16 protein-coding genes are annotated in these 18,038 nt (G+C 69.7%); 13 read left to right on the top strand and 3 right to left on the bottom strand.

Translation table 11 applies throughout. From position 1 onward, the window contains the following. Both ABZ444_RS49990 and ABZ444_RS49985 read left to right on the top strand, forming a co-directional pair. The coding region (locus ABZ444_RS49990; protein WP_358012107.1) for a hypothetical protein at positions 1-313 on the top strand (313 nt) is incomplete at its 5' end. A gap of 135 nt (positions 314-448) precedes the next feature. Then, positions 449-2,644, top strand: a complete 2,196-nt coding sequence (locus tag ABZ444_RS49985) for a SulP family inorganic anion transporter (RefSeq protein WP_358012104.1) — start codon at positions 449-451, stop codon at positions 2,642-2,644. A 39-nt stretch (positions 2,645-2,683) separates the two neighbouring features. On the opposite strand, the gene ABZ444_RS49980 is transcribed toward ABZ444_RS49985, so the two are convergent. Then, on the bottom strand, positions 2,684-3,643 hold the full coding sequence (locus ABZ444_RS49980; RefSeq protein ID WP_358012110.1) for a DUF523 and DUF1722 domain-containing protein: 960 nt from the start codon (positions 3,641-3,643) through the stop codon (positions 2,684-2,686). A gap of 73 nt (positions 3,644-3,716) precedes the next feature. Between ABZ444_RS49980 and ABZ444_RS49975 the strand changes: the two genes are divergently transcribed. The 10 genes from ABZ444_RS49975 to ABZ444_RS49930 all read left to right on the top strand — a co-directional run bounded on the left by ABZ444_RS49975 (position 3,717) and on the right by ABZ444_RS49930 (position 14,385). Next, the gene (locus ABZ444_RS49975; protein ID WP_358012101.1) at positions 3,717-4,238 is read left to right on the top strand and encodes a hypothetical protein; all 522 of its coding nucleotides are present in this window, start codon (positions 3,717-3,719) and stop codon (positions 4,236-4,238) included. 209 nt (positions 4,239-4,447) lie between these two features. Continuing rightward, complete coding sequence (locus ABZ444_RS49970; RefSeq protein WP_358012099.1) at positions 4,448-4,750, top strand: hypothetical protein; 303 nt, start codon at positions 4,448-4,450, stop codon at positions 4,748-4,750. A 1,072-nt stretch (positions 4,751-5,822) separates the two neighbouring features. Beyond that, positions 5,823-6,851 carry an NAD-dependent epimerase/dehydratase family protein gene (locus ABZ444_RS49965; RefSeq protein WP_358012096.1) on the top strand — a complete coding sequence of 343 codons (1,029 nt, stop codon included), beginning with the start codon at positions 5,823-5,825 and terminating at the stop codon, positions 6,849-6,851. A gap of 13 nt (positions 6,852-6,864) precedes the next feature. Next, entirely contained in the window at positions 6,865-7,821 is a 957-nt protein-coding gene (locus tag ABZ444_RS49960) for a UbiA prenyltransferase family protein (RefSeq protein ID WP_358012094.1), read from the top strand. A gap of 9 nt (positions 7,822-7,830) precedes the next feature. After that, positions 7,831-9,018, top strand: coding sequence for a glycosyltransferase family 4 protein (locus ABZ444_RS49955; protein WP_358012091.1), 1,188 nt, complete (start codon positions 7,831-7,833; stop codon positions 9,016-9,018). Continuing rightward, positions 9,018-10,004, top strand: coding sequence for a lysylphosphatidylglycerol synthase domain-containing protein (locus ABZ444_RS49950; protein ID WP_358012088.1), 987 nt, complete (start codon positions 9,018-9,020; stop codon positions 10,002-10,004). The genes ABZ444_RS49955 and ABZ444_RS49950 overlap by 1 nt, the downstream gene beginning before the upstream one ends. Positions 10,005-10,010: 6 nt before the next feature. Next, entirely contained in the window at positions 10,011-10,703 is a 693-nt protein-coding gene (locus ABZ444_RS49945) for a sulfotransferase family protein (RefSeq protein ID WP_358012085.1), read from the top strand. Further along, positions 10,700-11,779: an endonuclease/exonuclease/phosphatase family protein gene (locus ABZ444_RS49940; protein ID WP_358012083.1), complete on the top strand. Its 1,080-nt coding sequence runs from the start codon at positions 10,700-10,702 to the stop codon at positions 11,777-11,779. The genes ABZ444_RS49945 and ABZ444_RS49940 overlap by 4 nt, the downstream gene beginning before the upstream one ends. A gap of 1 nt (position 11,780) precedes the next feature. Further along, on the top strand, positions 11,781-13,007 hold the full coding sequence (locus tag ABZ444_RS49935) for a glycosyltransferase family 4 protein (RefSeq protein WP_358012081.1): 1,227 nt from the start codon (positions 11,781-11,783) through the stop codon (positions 13,005-13,007). A 64-nt stretch (positions 13,008-13,071) separates the two neighbouring features. Continuing rightward, a complete protein-coding gene (locus ABZ444_RS49930) occupies positions 13,072-14,385 on the top strand; it encodes a UDP-glucose/GDP-mannose dehydrogenase family protein (protein ID WP_358012078.1) in 1,314 nt (437 codons plus the stop codon). 63 nt (positions 14,386-14,448) lie between these two features. On the opposite strand, the gene ABZ444_RS49925 is transcribed toward ABZ444_RS49930, so the two are convergent. Continuing rightward, a complete protein-coding gene (locus tag ABZ444_RS49925) occupies positions 14,449-14,877 on the bottom strand; it encodes an ATP-binding protein (RefSeq protein WP_358012075.1) in 429 nt (142 codons plus the stop codon). A gap of 314 nt (positions 14,878-15,191) precedes the next feature. On the opposite strand from ABZ444_RS49925, the gene ABZ444_RS49920 reads away from it, so the two are divergent. Beyond that, a complete protein-coding gene (locus ABZ444_RS49920) occupies positions 15,192-17,144 on the top strand; it encodes an endo-1,3-alpha-glucanase family glycosylhydrolase (protein ID WP_358012072.1) in 1,953 nt (650 codons plus the stop codon). Between the two features lie 168 nt (positions 17,145-17,312). Here ABZ444_RS49920 and ABZ444_RS49915 read toward each other — a convergent pair whose 3' ends face one another. Next, positions 17,313-17,651 (bottom strand): hypothetical protein, encoded by a 339-nt coding sequence (locus ABZ444_RS49915; RefSeq protein WP_358012069.1) that lies wholly within the window; start codon positions 17,649-17,651, stop codon positions 17,313-17,315. Positions 17,652-18,038 lie beyond the last annotated feature (387 nt).

Genomic DNA, 18,038 nt, shown 5'->3' with positions numbered 1-18,038 from the left:
CCTTATCTACCCCGTTTTTTCTCTCCTCTTTCCCCCCCCCCGCGGTTTCTCTCTTGGGGGGGGGGGCGGGGCGCCGGGGTGGCCGGGCGCGCCGCCCCCCCCCACCGCCGCGACCGGCACGCTGTTCGACGGCTTCGGCCGTGACCGCGCCGAGAACGTCGCGCTCGCCGCCGCCGAGTCCGACGCCCGCCGCAACGCGCTGCGCCACGGGTTCACGGCGTGCGAGGTGTTCGAGTCGGTGGTCTCCCAGGACGCCCGCACCCACGTGTTCTTCGCCCTGGTCACGGTGAGTTGCGAGGACGCGGCCCAGTAGGGACGCGGCAGGGCGACACGGCAGGGCAACGCGCCGGACAGGAGGGACATGTCCGGCGCGTTTTACCGTCGTCCGACGTGGGGTTGATCTGGCACTAAGGTGTGCCGCATGAATATAACTACGGAGAGTAGCATCATGCGTACTCTCAGACACGATGTGCCGGCATCGCTGGTGGTGTTCCTCGTCGCGGTGCCCCTCTCACTCGGCGTCGCCCTGGCCGCGGGGGCGCCGCTGGCCGCTGGGCTCGTCGCCGCCGCGGCGGGCGGCATCGTCGCCGGGCGGCTGGGCGGCTCGGTGGTGCAGGTCAGCGGCCCGACCGCGAGCCTGACGGTGGTGATCGCCGGCCTCGTGCAGACCTACGGCTGGCGCGCCACCTGCCTGATCACGATCATGGCCGGCGGCCTGCAGGTGCTGCTCGGCGCGTTCAAGGCGGCTCGGGCCGCCCTCGCGGTGTCGCCCGCGGTCGTCCACGGCATGCTGGCCGGCGTCGGCATCATCATCGCGCTCGCCCAGCTGCACGTCGTCCTCGGCGGCAGCCCCGAGCAGTCGCCGTGGGCCAACCTGGCCGAGCTGCCCAGCCAGATCATGGACCTGCACGGCCACAAGGTCATGGTCGGCATCCTCACCATCACGGTCCTGCTGGCCTGGAGCCGGATGCCCAAGCACGTCCGGGCGATCCCCGCGCCGCTGGCCGCGCTGCTCGCCGCCGCCGCCACCGCCGCGGTGTTCGGCTGGAACGTCACCCGCATCGACCTGTCCGGCGCGATCACCGCGTGGGCGCCTCCGGTGCTGCCGGCCGGCGACTGGCAGCACATCGCCATGGGCGTGCTGCTGGTGGCGCTGGTGGCCGGGGCGGAGTCGCTGCTGTGCTGCGTGGCCACCGACAGCATGCACACCGGCGCCCGCTCCGACCTCGACCGCGAGCTGACCGGCCAGGGCGTGGCCAACATGGTGAGCGGCGTGCTCGGCGGGCTCCCGGTCGCCGGCGTGATCGTGCGCAGCACCACCAACATCCAGGCCGGCGCCCGCACCCGCTGGTCGGCGATCCTGCACGGCGTCTGGGTGCTGCTGTTCGCCCTCTGCCTGGGGTGGACGATCAAGCTGATCCCGATGGAGGCGCTGGCCGCGCTGCTGGTCTTCATCGGCATCAAGACCATCAGCCTCGGCCACCTCAGGAAGGTCCACGGCCACAACGAGGTGCCCGTCTACGTCATGACCATGTCCGGCGTGATCCTGGTCGGGCTGGCCGAGGGCGTCCTGGCCGGGCTGGCGCTGGCCGCGCTGCTGGCGCTGCGGCGGCTGACCCGGGTGACCGTGGACAAGCGGCAGGAACCCGGCGGGGTCATGCACGCCACGGTCTCCGGCTCGCTCACCTTCCTGGGCGTGCCCCGGCTGACCCAGGAGCTGCGCGCCATCCCGCCCGGCGTCGCCGTCGACCTCGACCTGAACATCGACTTCATGGACAACGCCGCCTTCGACGCGATCCACTCCTGGCGGCTGGACCACGAGCGCCTGGGCGGCACCGTCACCATCGACGAGCTGCACGACGAGTGGTACACGATGGCGGCCAGCGGCGGACGCATGTTCCCGGCCAAGAGCCCGCCCAAGGCGCCCGGTCGCTGGTGGCTGCCGTGGACCCACCGCGGCCGTCCGCTGTCGGCCACGGCGGCGATCGACTGCCGCCTGGCCCAGGGCGCGGACGAGTTCCACAAGCGCACGGCCCCGCTGCTGCGGCCCATCTTCACCCAGCTCGCCACCCAGCAGCGTCCCTCGCACCTGTTCATCACCTGCGCCGACTCGCGGGTCGTGCCCAGCCTGATCACCTCCAGCGGGCCCGGCGACCTGTTCACGGTCCGCAACATCGGCAACCTCGTGCCGTGCGCCGGCTCCGAGCCGCACGACGACTCGGTGGCCGCCGCCATCGAGTACGCCACCGGCGTGCTGAACGTGCACACCATCACCGTCTGCGGCCACTCCGGCTGCGGCGCGATGGCGGCGCTGCTGAAGGGCCCGGCGACCACCGAGGGCCTGCCGCAGCTCAGCCGCTGGCTCCGGCACGGCCGTCCCAGCCTCGACCAGCTCGGCGAGGGCGGCCACGACACCTCCGCCGAGGACGCCGCCCTCGACGCGCTGTGCCGGCTCAACATCCAGCAGCAGCTGGAGAACCTGCGGACCTACCGCAAGGTCGACGAGCAGGTCAGGGCCGGGCAGCTGACGCTGGTCGGGCTGTACTTCGAGATCGGCTCGGCGCGGGTGCACCATGTGCCGGCGCGCACGTCCGCCGCCCCCGAGCCGGATGGCCCGCTGCCGACCGAGCCCAGCCCCACGTAGGCGCCTCCCCGCCGCGCCGGTCCGCCCGGCGCGGCGGGGTCACACCACGTGGTTCCGCAGGCCCAGCTCCTCCGGGTAGGGGGAGAAGTACGTCTGGTCCTGGACGTAGGTGGCCGCCTCGCCCCGGGCGTGGTGGCGCAGCAACGTCAGCGGCACGCTCAGCGCCACCCGGTGCGCCGCGTACGAGCCGATGACCTCGACCAGGTCGGCGCGGCGCACCGGGTCGAGCTCGTCGCCGAGCATGCCGAGGCAGTGCTGGAGCACGTTGACGTTGCGCCCGATCGACGCCTTGACCGCCAACGCCCGCCGGAACGCCGTGCCGTACTCCGCGGCCAGCTCCTCGCGCGGCCGGATGCCCGCGGCGGCGACCAGGCGGCCGGTCTCCCGGTAGCCCTCGGTGGAGTGGGCCAGCAGCTGCATCTTGTGCCGGGCCTGGAAGGCGACCAGGTCGCGCGGCCGCCAGTCGCCCTCCAGCAGCTCGCGCAGCCGCGCGTGGGCGAAGATGCGCTCGACGAACGCCTCCCGCAGGACGGCGTCGTTGAGCCGCCCCTCGTCCTCGACGGGCAGCAGCGGGTGGCCCTCGATCACCGCGTCGGCGAACAGGCCCCGGTTGTCGCGGGTCACCGCCTGGTCCCCGGCGTAGAGCGGGATGCCGTGGATGCCGCAGCTCGGGCTCTTGGCCTTGAACACGTAGCCGTCGGCCGCCAGGCTCGGGGAACGTTCGGCGGCCAGCTCGTCCATGGCGGCGGTGAGGTCGCGGCGGCTCTGCCGGGTCATCAGGCGGGGACCGGCGGGCGAACGCTCCAGGCGCAGCGTCTCGCGGGGCGCGCCGAGGCCGATCTCCATCTCGGGGCAGATCGGCACCCAGTCGACGAACGGCGCCAGCTCCTGCGTCAGGAAACGGGCGCGGCTGTGCCCGCCGTTGTGCCGTACCGGCTCGCCGAGCAGGCAGCTCGACACCGCCACCCGTGGCCTGCCCCAATCCTGCGCCTGCGCCATGTCCTGACAGATGCCCAGCTCGCGCCTCCGCACGCCACGAAGATTTGTCGCAACCAGGGCGTAGCGTTCAGGCATGACGAATGCGCACATTCCGCTTGATGGCGAGCAGTGGCAGCCTGGGGACCTCGTCGTCGACGCCGACGGCGGCCTGTTCACGCGCGCGAGTGCGCAGGACGAGGCCGATGGCGTGCCCTGGGGGCGTCCCCGGCACGCGGCGCGGCACGCCGACGGGAGCACCCACGTGCCGGCAGGCGAGGTGGGGGAGCAGGTGCCCGCCCGTCCGCTGACGATGCTGCTCCGCGACGGGCGGCCGGCGCTGCCCGCCGTACCGGCCGACGCGGCGACGGTGCTCGGCACGCAGGCCCGGCAGACCGCGGCGCTGGCCGGCGTCGGCGGCCTGTTCCTGGCCGCCACCGCCTTCGACCCGGACGGCGCCGGCGACCCGAGGGCGGCCCGGCTGCGCGCGGACCTGCTGGACCACGTGGTGGTGGTCGACGACGCGGAGGAGCTGGCCGCGATGTTCGGCGGCGCGGCCGACGGGCTGCTCGTCGAACTGGCCGAATGGCACCGGCGCAGCGTGGGCGAAACCGCCTGACCGGCACTCGGCCCCAGCCCGACTCCCAGGCATTCGGGCGACGACTTCATCGCGTCGTGGCTGCGCGGCGGGTCAGGACCAGCACGAGGGCCGGCCCGGCCACGCCGGTCAGCCCGGCCGCGATCCCCAGCTCGTTGCTCACCTGAGCCGGCGCCGCGCCCGCCCGCCCGCGCCCGCCCGCCCGCCCGCGCTCGCCCGCGTCCGGAGCGGTGTCCGGACCAGGGGCCGGGCAGGTATTCGGTCAGGTGTCCGGCGAGGCGTCCGGGCAGATCGCCGGGCTGGTCGAGCGGGCTTTCGCGCCCTTCGACGTGCGCTGGTACGAGGCGTGCGCGCGGGCCGCCGGAGCCGGGCCGGCGGTCGCGGCCGGGCTGCCCGATGCCGATGAGCGGTTCGCCGCCGCCCTCCCGTACACCGAGCAGAACGACTGGGCCGCTGCGTGCCTGGCCCGTACCCGGAAGGTGGGACGGCGACCCCGGCGCGCCGGCCGACCGGCCGGACGGCGCATGCGCTGAGGCCAGGCGTCTGCACCGTGCGGGCGCTTCCGGCGTACTCCGGCCGAACCCCTTGAGCAGCGGTTCGTGTCGACGTCCGGCGTTCCCGGTGTCCACGGGCTGCTCCGATCTGGCCGTTCGCAGGAGCGGAATTATTTGTCTGCCCTGCGAAAAGGGGCTTTCAGACAATTTTCTGCCTGCCAAGACTGGTCTCCGGAAGCCGGGAGCCCGGCACGGGCAAAGTTCGCCCGACACTCGCACAGAGGAAGGACTGTTCGTGAGGCCGAGAGCGCCCGCAACGGCAAGTGCCAGTGGTGGCCGGCACCGTCGCATCGATCGGCATCGCCTCCAGTACGAGGAAAGGCCGGAAGTGGTCGGATGCGCGCCAACTGATGGCGCGGTAACAGGAATTTGAGCTCATCCGGCTGCGACCGCCGGTTCCCATGGCTGCGATCAGTCTGTTCGAGGGCGTCGCGCTCGGGGAGCAGCCGTTATCGACTTCCGTGCTGATTGAACTCGCCGGCGGACGGCCGGCAAAAGCGCATCCATAGGCCATTTAAAGGCCTCTTCGCCACGATGAAGATCCGGATGCGCCCCTCACGGAAGGTCGATGGCATGCGTCTACGTGTTTCGCTCCACGCCGGTGCTTCTGCACCTGCGGGGGTGCCGCCATCCGCAAGGGGGCCCGCTTCCGCGCACGCGGGGGACTCGTCCTCGCAGCCACCCCGCGTGTGAAGTCTCGCGGAACTGCGGGAACGCCCGAACCTCATCGGGTTCGCCCGCTCCCGCTGACCGATCGTCGTAAGACGACCGCACCACAGATGTCGAAACGCTCGGCCGCGACGAGTTCCTGCATGTGAACGGCCGGCGACGAGGTGACAGCGCCTCGACAGCCATTCCCAAACTCCGGGCAATGCCCTGGACAACCCCGATTTCAGGCGGTGAGGAACTTCGAGCAAGACGCCATGACGATTCTCTGCCGAGAATTTCGGATCGGCCTACCAGAGACGGGCGATGACTTGTCACCACACCGTAGGACTGCGCCACCGCGAGCGGAACAACTGAATTCGACAGAAAGAAGGGGGACGCTTCGATGGACGATCAGATCTTGGTGACCGGCGGATCGGGAATGCTGGGAGACAGTCTCGTCCGGCGGTTGGCGCATGCGGGACGTGGGGTTCACAGCGTGGATCTGCACGTCCCGGCGGAGCCGGCGCACGGCGTGCGGTACACGATCGGAGATATCGGCGACAAGGCGTTGCTGACCGGCCTGCTCTCCGGTGCCACCACCGTCGTTCACTGTGCCAGCGGATTGCCGAGCTACTCGAAGGGACGGCTCCGGGAGATCAGCGTCGACGGCACCCGCAATGTCTTCCAGGCCGCCCACGCCGCCGGTGTGCTCCGCGTCGTCCACGTCTCCTCAGCCGCGGTCTACGGCCTGCCGTTCGAGGTGCCGACTTCGGAGACGCATCCGCGCCGGCCGGTGGACGCCTACAGTCGGGCCAAGGCGGAGGCGGAGGAGATCGCCGAGGGATTTCGCGGAAGCGGAATGTGCGTGTCGATTCTCCGCCCGAAGACCTTTCTCGGCCCCGGCCGCATGGGCCTGTTCGCGATGCTTTTCGAATGGGCCGCGGACGGCCGCAACTTCCCTGTTCTCGGGCGCGGTGACGTGCTCAGCCAGATGCTCGCCGTGGAGGACCTCGTCGAGTTCATCATGCTGCTGATCGCGGCGCCCGACGAGGTCGCCGACGACACCTACAATCTGGGTGCCGCCGAGTTCGGAACCCTGCGTGCCGCATTTCAGTCGGTACTCGATGCGGCAGGGCATGGCAAGCGTGTCGTATCGCTGCCGGTACGACCCGCGCTGCCGCTGCTGCGGCTGCTCGAGCGCAGCAAGCTCTCTCCGGTCTATCAACGGCTGACGCACAAGCTGCTCATCGACTCGTACGTGTCCATCGACAAGGCACGTGAACGACTCGGATTCACGCCACGGTTCTCGAACGAGGATGCGATTCTGCGCTCCTATCACTGGTGGCGCCGACAGCGTCCGGCGGGTGTCGGCAAGACCAGCCGGGACGCCTGGCGGCAGGGAGCCCTGTCGCTGGCGAAAGTCTTCTTCTAAGGCGGGCGACAGCATGGGCAGTGTCAACGTTGCGCGGGAACGACATGACAAGCCGGCCCAGGCCGTCGTACGGCAGGTCATGGACCTCTTCCTGCTGGCCCGGCCGACGCATTGGGCCAAGAGCATGCTGGTGGTGCCGATCGCACTGGTGGACGTGGCGGTGTGGTCGTGGCCCACTCTGGAACGCGTGGCCTGGTCCATCGCGGCGTTCATTCTCGCCGCGGCCGTGATCTACCTCGTCAACGACCTCGTCGACAAGCGGCTCGACCGGTTGCACCCGGGCAAGTGCCAGCGCCCCATAGCGGCAGGCCGCCTCTCCGCCACCGCGGTCACCCTGTACGGCGTCGTACTGATCAGTGGGCTCAGCCTCCTGTTCGTGTACGCGCCGCACGGCGGCGCCTGGCCGGTCCTGAGCTATCTCGTCCTGAACCTCGCCTACTGCGCCGGCCTCAAGCGCCTGCCGTTGATCGACATGGGCGTGGTCTCCACCGGGTTCGTGCTGCGCGTCGTCCAGGGCTACCTGGCCACCGAAGCCGTGATACCCGGCTGGTTGCTCATCGCGGTCTTCTCCGGATCGCTCCTGCTGATCCTCGGGAAACGCCGGTACGAGCTGGTGGAGGTCGGGGCGGAGCACCGCCCCTCACTCCGCGGTTACTCGGTGGAGTTCCTCAACCATCTGCTGATGCTCGCCAGTGTGGTCTGCCTCGCCGCCATGTCGGCGTACCTGGCCTTCGAGGCGCCGATCGCACCGCACAGGCAGCAGGTCTTACTGATCTCTCTACCTTTCGTGCTGTACGCGCTCTCCCGCTACCTCCAGGTGGTTCTGGTGCTGAGGGGAGGCGGCGACCCGGTCCGGTTGCTGCTGCGGGATCGCGCCCTGATCGTGTCCGTCGGAATCTGGGTCTGCGCGCTCGCCGCGCTCGTACTCGTGACCAAGATCCCGTCCATCAGTGCAGTCCATTCACTGTGAGGAGCCGAAGTGGCCACCGCCATGGATGACAACGAGTTCGATGTGGCGATACTCATCAACTACTACGCGCCGTACGTCAGCGGCCTGACGATCCATACCCAGCGCCTCGCCGAGGGGCTGGCAGGACGCGGCAAGCGCGTCGCGGTCGTGGCCGTTCAGCACGACAGGTCGCTACCTCTTCGCGAGATCCGCGCCGGTGTCTCGGTCTTTCGCACCCCCGTCTCCCGGGTGATCGGGAGAGGGCCGGTGAGTCCCCGCTTCGCGCCGCTTGCCCGGGCTGTCGCGCGCAGGTCGGCGATCGTCAACCCGCACGTGCCCATGCTCGAGGTGGCGCCCATCGCGCTGGGGACGCGCGGCCGGCCACTGGTGACGACGCATCATATTGATTTGTGGTTGCCTCCAGGCCTGGTCAACGCGGTCGCGACGCGAGCGGTCGACGTCTCCACGTGGATCGCGATGCGGTGCTCGGATGCGGTGGTGCTGAACAGCACGGACCAAGCACGGGGTTCGAAGCTGTGGCCCCTGATCAGGCGGCGGAACTGGCGGGGAATCGCGCCGCCGTGCCTCGACCGCCGCGGCGGCCGCCCCGGCTACCGGGACGGGAACGGCCTGCACATCGGGTTCCTCGGGCGCATCGTCGAGGACAAGGGGATCGAATATCTGATACGGGCATTCCAGCAGCTGGACGATCCGGACGCGCGGCTTCTGATCGCCGGCGACTGGATCAAGGTGGCCGGTGGCGGGATCGAGGACCGGCTTCGTCCGCTCATCGGCGGCGACCAGCGGATCCGCATGCTGGGGCTGCTCAGCGGCAGCCAGATCGACGATTTCTACGCTTCGATCGACGTCTTCGCGCTGCCTTCCGTCGCTGAGTCCTTCGGGACCGTCCAAGCGGAGGCGATGATGGCCGACATTCCCTCGGTCAGCACCGACCTTCCCGGGGGGCGTTCGCCCATCCTGCAGACGGGGTTCGGCCGGCGGGTTCCGCCACGTGATCCGGCCTTGCTGGCCCGTGCGATCACCGAGTTGGCGGCGCTGACCCCCGACGAGCGCGCCGAGGGAGGTCGCCGGGCCCGCCGTCTCTACGGCGTGGAGACCTTCCTGGACGCCTACGAGGAACTGTTCGACCAGGTCACCGCCATGGGGGACAACTCCTCGGCGATCGGTGCCCAGCGGCCGAGCACGCTGGTGCAGTAGTGGGGGCGAGCTCACCGGACGTCCGTCGGCGCTGGCTCAGGCTGCTCCGGGCGGCCGTCTATTCGCTCATCGTCGTGTTTCTCTGCTGGCAGGTCTGGCGTGTGCGAGACGGGCTCGGTGACAGTCTCAGCTCCGCCGGCTGGAGACCCGTCGCCCTCGCGGCCGCACTCACCGTGGTGGGGACCTTTCCCGGATTCTTCGGGTGGAGACTGCTGGTGACCGGCACCGGAACACGATTGACGGTTTCTGATGCCGCCTGGGTGTTCTTCCTGTCCGGAGTGACACGCTATCTTCCCGGCGCGATCTGGCCCCCGATCGTGCAGGCCGCGCTCGCGCGGAGGGTGGGGGCGCCGGCGGCCGGGCTCATGACGGCCGGCCTGATCACGCTCGTTCTGACCGCGCTCAGCGGGAGCGTCGTCGGGTTGCTGGCGGTCCCACACCTTGCGGCGGACCATCCACTGTGGTGGCTGGCGTTGCCGCTGGTGCTCGTAGGCGTCGGTACGGTCCTGCTGGCGCCTCGCGTGCTCGGGAAACTGCTCGGCATCGGGCAACGTGTACTCCGTCGGGGAAAGCACGAGATCGTGCTGCCCTCTGCCAGAACCTCATTGGCGGTCCTTGCGTTCAACGTCCTCGGCTGGTCCTGCAACGGCACGCACGCGGCAATCCTCGCCATCGCCTTCGGAGCGCCTCCGGCGGCCGCGATGACACTCGGCGTAGGTGGATTCGTCCTCAGCGCGGTCGCCGGAGCGCTGTCGCAGGCGCCTGCCGGCCTCGGAGTACGTGAGGTCGTGCTCGGTCTCACGCTCGGCGCCCTGGTCACTGGCCCGGACCTCGTCACACTGCTGCTGCTGAGCCGGCTCCTCACCACGTTGGGGCACGTGATCGCAACCCTCGCAGTGCTCGGGCTGCTCGCCGCGATTCGCGCTGTGGCAGCCAGGCGAAGAGCAGCCGAAACATCGCCCGTCCCATCACTCACAAGGGAGTAGACCACGATGCGCGTCATTGGCACCGGATACGGCCGGACGGGGACGACATCCCTCAAGGAGGCGCTGGTGCAACTCGGCTTCGGGCCGTGCCTCAGCGCGGGGGACGTATTCCGGAATCCCCGGATGATCCGGCCCCTGCTGGGAGCCGTTCAGGACGGATCGGCGAATTGGAAGGAGCTTCTCACCGGCTACGAATCAATGGTGTGCGAACCGGCCACCCCATGCTGGCGACAACTTGTCGACCTTTACCCGGAGGCGAAGGTCGTCCACACGGTGCGCGATTCGCGGCAATGGGTGGGCAGCGTGCAAAGGACGCTGCTCAAGAACCGGCGGCACATCAACACGTTGTACGGCCGGGCCGCGATTCGACTGTCGTCGAGTCTCGGCACGGATTTCGCCCCGCTGATCAGGCTGTTTCAGCAGACACTCGAAGGCCGGGCCTTGCAGGAAATGACCGAGCGGCGACCGGAACGCGCCATTGAGCAGTTCAAGGCGCACACGGACCAGGTCATCGAGGCCGTCCCGGCCGATCGGTTGCTCATTTACAACATTCGCGATGAATGGGGTCCGCTGTGCGAGTTCCTCGGGGTTGACGTACCGGCCCAGCCGTTTCCCCTCAAGAGCACCACAGTGGAGTTCCCCACCAGTCGCGGCTTCGGAAGAGAAGCGGTGTCGCTCTTCCTGAGCCGGACCCGGTGATCGACCGCTGGGGCAGGGGGGCGAGGCTCCTGGTCGCGGCCACGGCAGCATGGACGGCCTTCCTCGTCCTGCACGTCCTGCTCGCCGGCAACTGGTGGCCGTGGGTCATCGCCGAGATGACTCCGCCACTGACCATGGTGGCAGTGCCCATGCTGCTCCTCGCTCTCGTGCCTTTCGCGCGTCCGGTGCGCCGCCGGCTCGCCTTGCTCCTGGTTCTCCTGCTGCTCGGCGGAGCCTGGCTGGCAGGCTTCGGACGCGGGTGGAGGGAGCCCGCCGCCGGGCCGCGCGGTACGGCTGTCAAGGTCTTCTCCTGGAACACCAATTACTGGGACATGGAAAACGATCCCGACGCCTTCTACGCCTTCTTGCGCCGGCAGAACGCCGATGTCTATCTCCTGCAGGAACACCTGTACGGGGTGATCAACGATACGCCGTACAACCAGGTGATACGCATTGACGCCACAGCCGGCCTGCGCGCGACGTTCCCGGGCTACCAGATATCCGTCGAGGGCGAGTTCGTCACCCTCTCCCGGCTGCCCATCGTCGCCGCGCACCATCAGACGGTCTCCGGTGCCGGCGACGACTGGTTCTGGAAAGGACCGAAGTTTCAGCGTACGGAAATCCTGGTCGGCGGCCGCACCGTCTCCTTCTACAACGTGCACCTGCCGGGCCCGTTCCGGGGCGGCAACCCTTTCACCGCAGGATTCTACGAGCGCCAGAAGAAACAGAGCATCTGGCGGTTCGAGAATCTGAACAAGCTGCGCACGGACATGGCGGGCAACCTCTATCCGATCGTGTTGGCCGGTGACTTCAACTCGCCCTGGACGGAGCTGTACTCCTTCCAGAACGACATCCAGGCGCATGGCCCTACGGGTGCCCTCGCCCCCCTGCACACCTGGCCCGTCTCCCGCTTCTCACTGCCTCGGATCTGGCGTCTCGACTGGCTGTACACCACCGGCGACCTCGTCGTTCCCAGCTACCACCTCGACGGTGGGGGCAAGGCCCTGTCCGATCACGCGGCTCAGGAATTCCGCGTCATCGTTCCCGACGAGGCACACGAACAGAAGGGTTCGTGACATGAGGATCGTCATCGTCTCCACCGGCGCACCGCCCGATCCCTTCGGCGGGATCGGCACCTACATAGAGGGGCTGCTCGGTGGCCTGACCTCCCAGGGCGCCGAGGTGCACCTGGTAGGCGCGTCCCGGCACCACCGCCTGCCACGACTGTTCCGCCACCGCGGCGCGACCGTCCGCCGAGTGCTCGTCACCCCGCCGTGGGCACGTACTACGCTGCCGCGCTCGCGCATCGGGATGATCGCCGTGGTCGCCCGGCTGAACTTCGCCGGGATCCGGTACGCCCGGCGGTTGCACGCCCGGAAGAAGGTCGACCTGGTCGCAGTGCACGACTGGATGTGCGCACCGGCCGGTCTGGTCTGTGCCGTGCTGTTCCGGATGCCGGTGTGCTATCACGTGCACTCCGCCGAGATCTTTCTCCGGGACCGGGGCCGGGGATGGGTCGCCGCGCTCGGCCGGGCGCTGAACCGGGCGCTGAGCCGCCGAGCCCGGCTGATCATGGTTCCGTCGCCGCACACCAAAGCCGGTGTCCCGCACCTGGCAGGACGGGCCGACGTCGCCGTGGTTTCGCACGGAGCCGGGAAGGCCTGGCAGATGGAGTGCCCGGACGACATCGAACGCGCCGCCGCACGGGACAAGGTCCGAGCCCTGTACGGGATCACCGGCGAACGGCGAATGATCATGTTCGCCGGCCGGTACGGTCCGCACAAAGGGGTGACCGAGCTGATCGAGACGGTCCGTCGAATGCTGGCCACCGGCATCCCCGTCAGCTTGGTCATGGCCGGCACCGGCTGGCCCGACGACACCTCCATCGACCGGCGGCTGCGCGAACGGGTCGATGAGGCGGGGATGGCTGGGCACGTGCACGTGCTCGGGCGATACCTGGACACCGACGAGCTGCGCGATCACATGGTGGCGGCCGACGCGTGCGTCTTCCCCTCGACCTCGGAGTCGTTCGGGTTCGCCGCCCTGGAGGCGATGGCACTGCGGGCCCGGGTCGTGGTCGGCCCGGGGTTCGACCCGCACGTGGTCGGCAGCGCCGAGGGAGCGTGCGTGCGGACCGAGACGCTTGATCCGGACGAGTTGGCGGCCGCGCTGCTCCGGATGCTGAGCGACGACGATCCGACGCTGGGGGAGCGGGCCCGCCAGTACGTTCTCGGCCGCCACTCCTGGGATGCGGCGGCTGCCCGCACGCTGCAGGCGTACGGCAGGGCGGTCCGGCGATCGTGACCCGACGGTGGGCCCGCGTGGCGCGCGCCATCAAGACGTCCTACGAAAGACACCAGGAGACTCATTGGCTCACCGCCTCGCAGTGATCGGTACCGGATACCTGGGCGCGACCCATGCCGCGTGCATGGCCGAGCTCGGACACGAGGTGCTGGGCATCGACGTCGATCACGAGAAGGTGGCCCGGCTGGCGGCCGGCGACCTTCCCTTCCACGAGCCCGGCCTGGAGCAGATCCTGCGCCGGAACCTCGACACCGGGCGCCTCGCGTTCACGACGTCGTTCAAGGAGGTCGCCGACTTCGGTGACGTCCACTTCCTTTGCGTGGGCACGCCCCAGCTCACCGGCTCCAACGCCGCTGACCTGAGCCAGGTCACCGGCGCCGTCGACGCACTCCTCCCGCACCTGCGGCGGGAATGCCTGATCGTGGGCAAGTCCACGGTTCCGGTCGGCACGGCCGCGGCGCTGGCCGACCGGATCACCGCGAACGTGCCCATCGGCGCCGACCTGGCGTGGAACCCGGAGTTCCTGCGCGAGGGACATGCGGTGGAGGACACACTGCGCCCTGACCGCATTGTCATCGGCGCCACCTCGGAGCGGGCCGGGAAAGTGCTCCGCGAGGTATATGCGAAGCTGCTCGCCGAGGGCATACCGCTGGTGCTCACCGACTACGAGACGGCGGAGCTCGTGAAAGTCTCGGCGAACGCGTTCCTCGCCACCAAGATCTCGTTCATCAACGCGATGGCCGAAGTCTGCGAGGCAGCGCACGCCGACGTCACCAGACTCTCGGAGGCGCTGTCCTACGACGACCGCATCGGCGGCAAGTTCCTGAACCCGGGGCTGGGCTTCGGTGGCGGCTGCCTGCCCAAGGACATCCGCGCTTTCATGGCCCGCGCCGAGGAGCTGGGCGTGGACCAGGCGCTCTCGTTCCTCCGCGAGGTCGACGCGATCAACATGCGGCGCCGGGCCCGTACGGTCGACCTGGTCCGCGAACTGCTCGGCGGTACGCTCGCCGGGAAGGTGATCGGCGTGCTGGGCGCGTCGTTCAAGCCGGGCTCCGATGACATCCGCGACTCTCCAGCGCTGGACGTCGCTTCCACGATCCGCGACCAAGGCGCCACGGTCACCGTGTACGACCCCGCGGCGCTGGCCAACGCCCGCCGGCTGCACCCGCACCTGGGTTACGCCAGGTCGACTCGGGAGGCGGTGTGCGACGCGGACGCCGTGCTGCTGCTCACCGAGTGGCGCGAGTTCCGCGACCTGGATCCCGAGGAAGTGGGGAAAGTGGTTCGGACCCGCAACGTCGTCGACGGGCGCAACGCCCTGGACGCCGAGCGCTGGCGGGAGGCCGGCTGGGTGTACCGGGCGCTGGGCCGTCCGTAGCCTGCCGGGCGGGCGCAGGCGATCCTGTCGGCCGAGAGGGGAGATTGCGAGCGGGGGACGGGGTCAGGGGTTGGCGGGGTGGTGGGAGGCGCCGGTGGGGTGGGCGCGTGCCATGCGCAGGCGGACCTGGGACGAGGCGCTGGTCTGGGTGATGACGAACTCGTCGCAGAGGCGGCGCATCACCCACAGGCCGTAACCGCCCGGCCCGACCTGGGGACGGGCGTCTGGGCAGGCGTCGGGCCGCAGGCGGCCCGCGTGGTCGTCGACGTCGACGGTGAGGAAGCGGTCGTCGGCCCAGATGTGCACCCAGCCGGCCCCGCCCGCGTGGTCGAGGACGTTCGTGACGGCCTCGTTGGCGGCGAGTGCGAGGTCGTCACCGCGCTGGGAGGCGAGCCCGGCCTGGAGCGCGTGACGGCGGACGAGCTCCCGCAGCCCCGCGAGGTCTCGGCTGATCGGCCAGCTTGCGGCCGCACCGGGGGAAGGCTCGGACATCGGTCCCTCCTACCGGAAATCACACACCGTGTGCCCATGATGACATTGACTCGGTCGTGCGCGCAGGCCAAGCGGAGACAGAAAAGGGCTGGTCCATCTTGCCCGAGTTGCGGCTTCCGCGCCATGCCCGACCAGGGAACCTTCTGGAGGCGGGCCGCCTGACCGCAATGACGTACCGAGGGTCCGAAAAATAGCATCGTTCCAAATGGGGGATTTATCCGGAAGTCCTGGCCGGTGACTCGATCTTGCTCCATCGTTGGCGATGCACCGCGGCTCCCCCGCTGCGGTGGCGTACCGAAAGCCAAGGGAGTTCCATGCTCAACCGATATCGGGCCCTGCCGGCCGCGGTGGCGCTGCTCACCGCGCTGGCGGGCGCGGCCGTCGCCGTGCCCGCGCAGGCGTCCGCCGTCGCACCCCTCACCGTGACGTTCGCCGCCACGGAGGACGTGTTCATCAGCCAGGCCGAGCCGGCGAAGAGCTTCGCGACCGCGACCTGGATGAGCGTCTGCGGCACCGCGTGCGGCAGCGCCGCCGCGGGCCAGCGGGTCGGCCTGACCCGCTTCAAGGTCGCCGGGATCCCGGCGGACGCCGAGGACGTCAAGGTCACCCTGGACGTCGTCCCGGCCAGGACGACGGACACCACCGTATCGGTCCGTCCCGTGACGGACTCCTGGACGGAGGCGGCCACGACCTGGAACACCCGCCCCGAGTTCGGCGCCGCGGCCGTGGCCTCGCACACCGGTTTCACCGCCGGGACGGCGGTCAAGCTGGACGTGTCCGCCGCCGTCAAGGGCGACGGCACGTACGCCTTCGCCCTCACCGGCGGCGACGCCACCGCCACCGTGCTGATGTCCTCGCGCGAGACCGGGAACCGCGGCCCGAAGCTCACGGTCACCTACACCGAGGGCAGCGGCCAGACCGACGGGCCGCTGCCGTTCGTGCTGCCGGGGAAGACGGCCCTGCGCGGGTCGGCCAAGAAGGTGTTCGCGCACTACTTCACGCCGTATCCGGTGTCGCTGGACAACCAGGCCCCGGCCAACGACTACTACGCCAGGAACTATCTCAAGCCGGACGGCGAGAGCGGCAAGCACGCCGCCTACGGCGGGCTGCTGCGCGACCGGCCGACCGGGCGCGACCCCATCAGCGGCGACTACGCGCTGGCCGACTTCAAGACCGAGGTCAAGCAGGCCATCGCGGCCGGCCTGGACGGTTTCACCGTCGACATCCTGTCGATCACCAGTGCCCACTGGACGCGGGTGCAGAACCTGATCAAGGCCGCCGAGGCCGTGGACCCCGGGTTCAAGATCGTGCTGATGCCGGACACGAACGGCCTGGCCTCGGTGGACAGCGCCGCGTTCGCCACCGCGATGGCGAAGCTGGCCGCCTCGAAGTCGGTCTACCGGCTCGCCGACGACCGCCTGGTGGTGGCTCCGTTCAAGGCCGAGGGGCGCACCGCCGCCTGGTGGGCGGCCTGGATGAAGACGATGGAGACCGAGCACGGCGTCAACGTGGCGCTGGTGCCCTGCTTCCTCGACTTCAACAAGTACCGGGACGCGTTCGCCTCGATCAGCTACGGCTTCTCCAACTGGGGCAACCGCAACCCCGCCGCCAACGCCGCCCTGGGCGGCAACATCGACCGCGCGCACGGCATGGGCAAGATCTGGATGCAGCCGGTGTCGATCCAGGACGAACGCCCCAACCAGGGCATCTTCGACGAGGCGGGCAACACCGAGAACCTGCGGGCGACGTGGAAGGGCGCGATCGACGGCAAGGCCGACTGGGTCCAGCTCACCACCTGGAACGACTACTCCGAGAACACCCAGTTCGCGCCGTCCAGGAACGCCGGCTGGACGTACCTGGACATCAACGCCTACTACTTGACCTGCCACAAGCTCGGCTGCCCGAAGATCACGAACGACGCGGCGTACCTGACCCACCGGGTCCAGCCGGTCGCGGCCCAGCCCTCCTTCGCGCAGACCAAGCTCATGAAGCTGCGCGGCGGCAGCACGGCCGCGCGTGACACGGTCGAGGTGCTCACCATGCTGACGGCGCCGGCCAAGGTGTCGGTGACCGTCGGCGGCACGACGCAGAGCTACGACGCGCCCGCCGGCGTGTCGGCCAGGACGTTCCCGCTGAAGGCGGGGGCCGCGTCGGCGACGGTCACCAGAGGGTCGGCGACGGCGGCCAAGGTGGTCTCGCCGTACTCGATCGCCGCGACGCCGTACGTGCAGGACCTGCACTACCGCGCGTCCTCCAGCGAACGCTGACCGCGCGGACCCGGGCCAGCGCCACCCGCGCGGGCCCGGGTCCGCCGGCCGGCGGCCCCTTCGGCCGGGCGGTCAGGGTGTCGCAGGCGGCGGCGACGGACCTGGGGTCCCAGGAGAAGGGGCGGCATTCCAGCATGCGGCCGTCCCGCACGGTGATCAGCTGCACGATCAGGGTCTCGACCTCCCGCCGGGTGGCGCGGGCACGGAAGCGCACGCGGTTGCGCACGACGACCGTGTCCTCGTCCCCCAATGCCGCTGCTCCAGGAGCTCCATCGACTCCCAGGTCCGGCTGAAGGCGGCCAGGAACCGCTCCATCCCGGCGTGCCCGCGCCACTCCCCGGTCCCGGTGAACGGCAGCCCCGGAGCCTGGTGCAGCACGACCTCCGGGTCCAGCAGGGCGGCGACGGGCGCGTAGTCCGCCCTGCCGGAACCGCCCGCGGCCACGTACGCCGCCTCGGCCGCGTAGAACCGCTCCATGACCGACCACGCGCCCGACGTCCTCGTCATGTTCATGAGGGGAGCATCCCGCGCGCCCGGCCCGGCCGCCGGCGCGAATCGGACGTCCAACGGCGTCTGGAGTTGACGAGTTCGCCCTGCTGTGAAAAGCTGAAGGCGGCACCGAGGTTGACACTTATAGTAAGTGTGGACATTCGTTTCTCAGTTGAGTTATGCTGCTGCTTCGTGCCGCCCTTCGACGCCCCGGATTCCGGTCCGGGCGTTTGGCGTGCGCGCAGTTCGATTCCATCCGTGCCCTCCGGAAGGACAACTGTTGGCAGCCTCGCGCAGCATTTCCGCCGTTCCCGCTGGTCCCCGTCGCGTTTCTTTCGCGCGTATCCAGGAGCCCCTCGAAGTTCCTGATCTTCTCGCTCTGCAGACCGAGTCGTTCGACTGGTT

Source organism: Nonomuraea sp. NPDC005730, assembly GCF_040630865.1.
Taxonomy (GTDB): domain Bacteria; phylum Actinomycetota; class Actinomycetes; order Streptosporangiales; family Streptosporangiaceae; genus Nonomuraea.
This window is presented reverse-complemented; position numbering and strand designations above follow the sequence as displayed.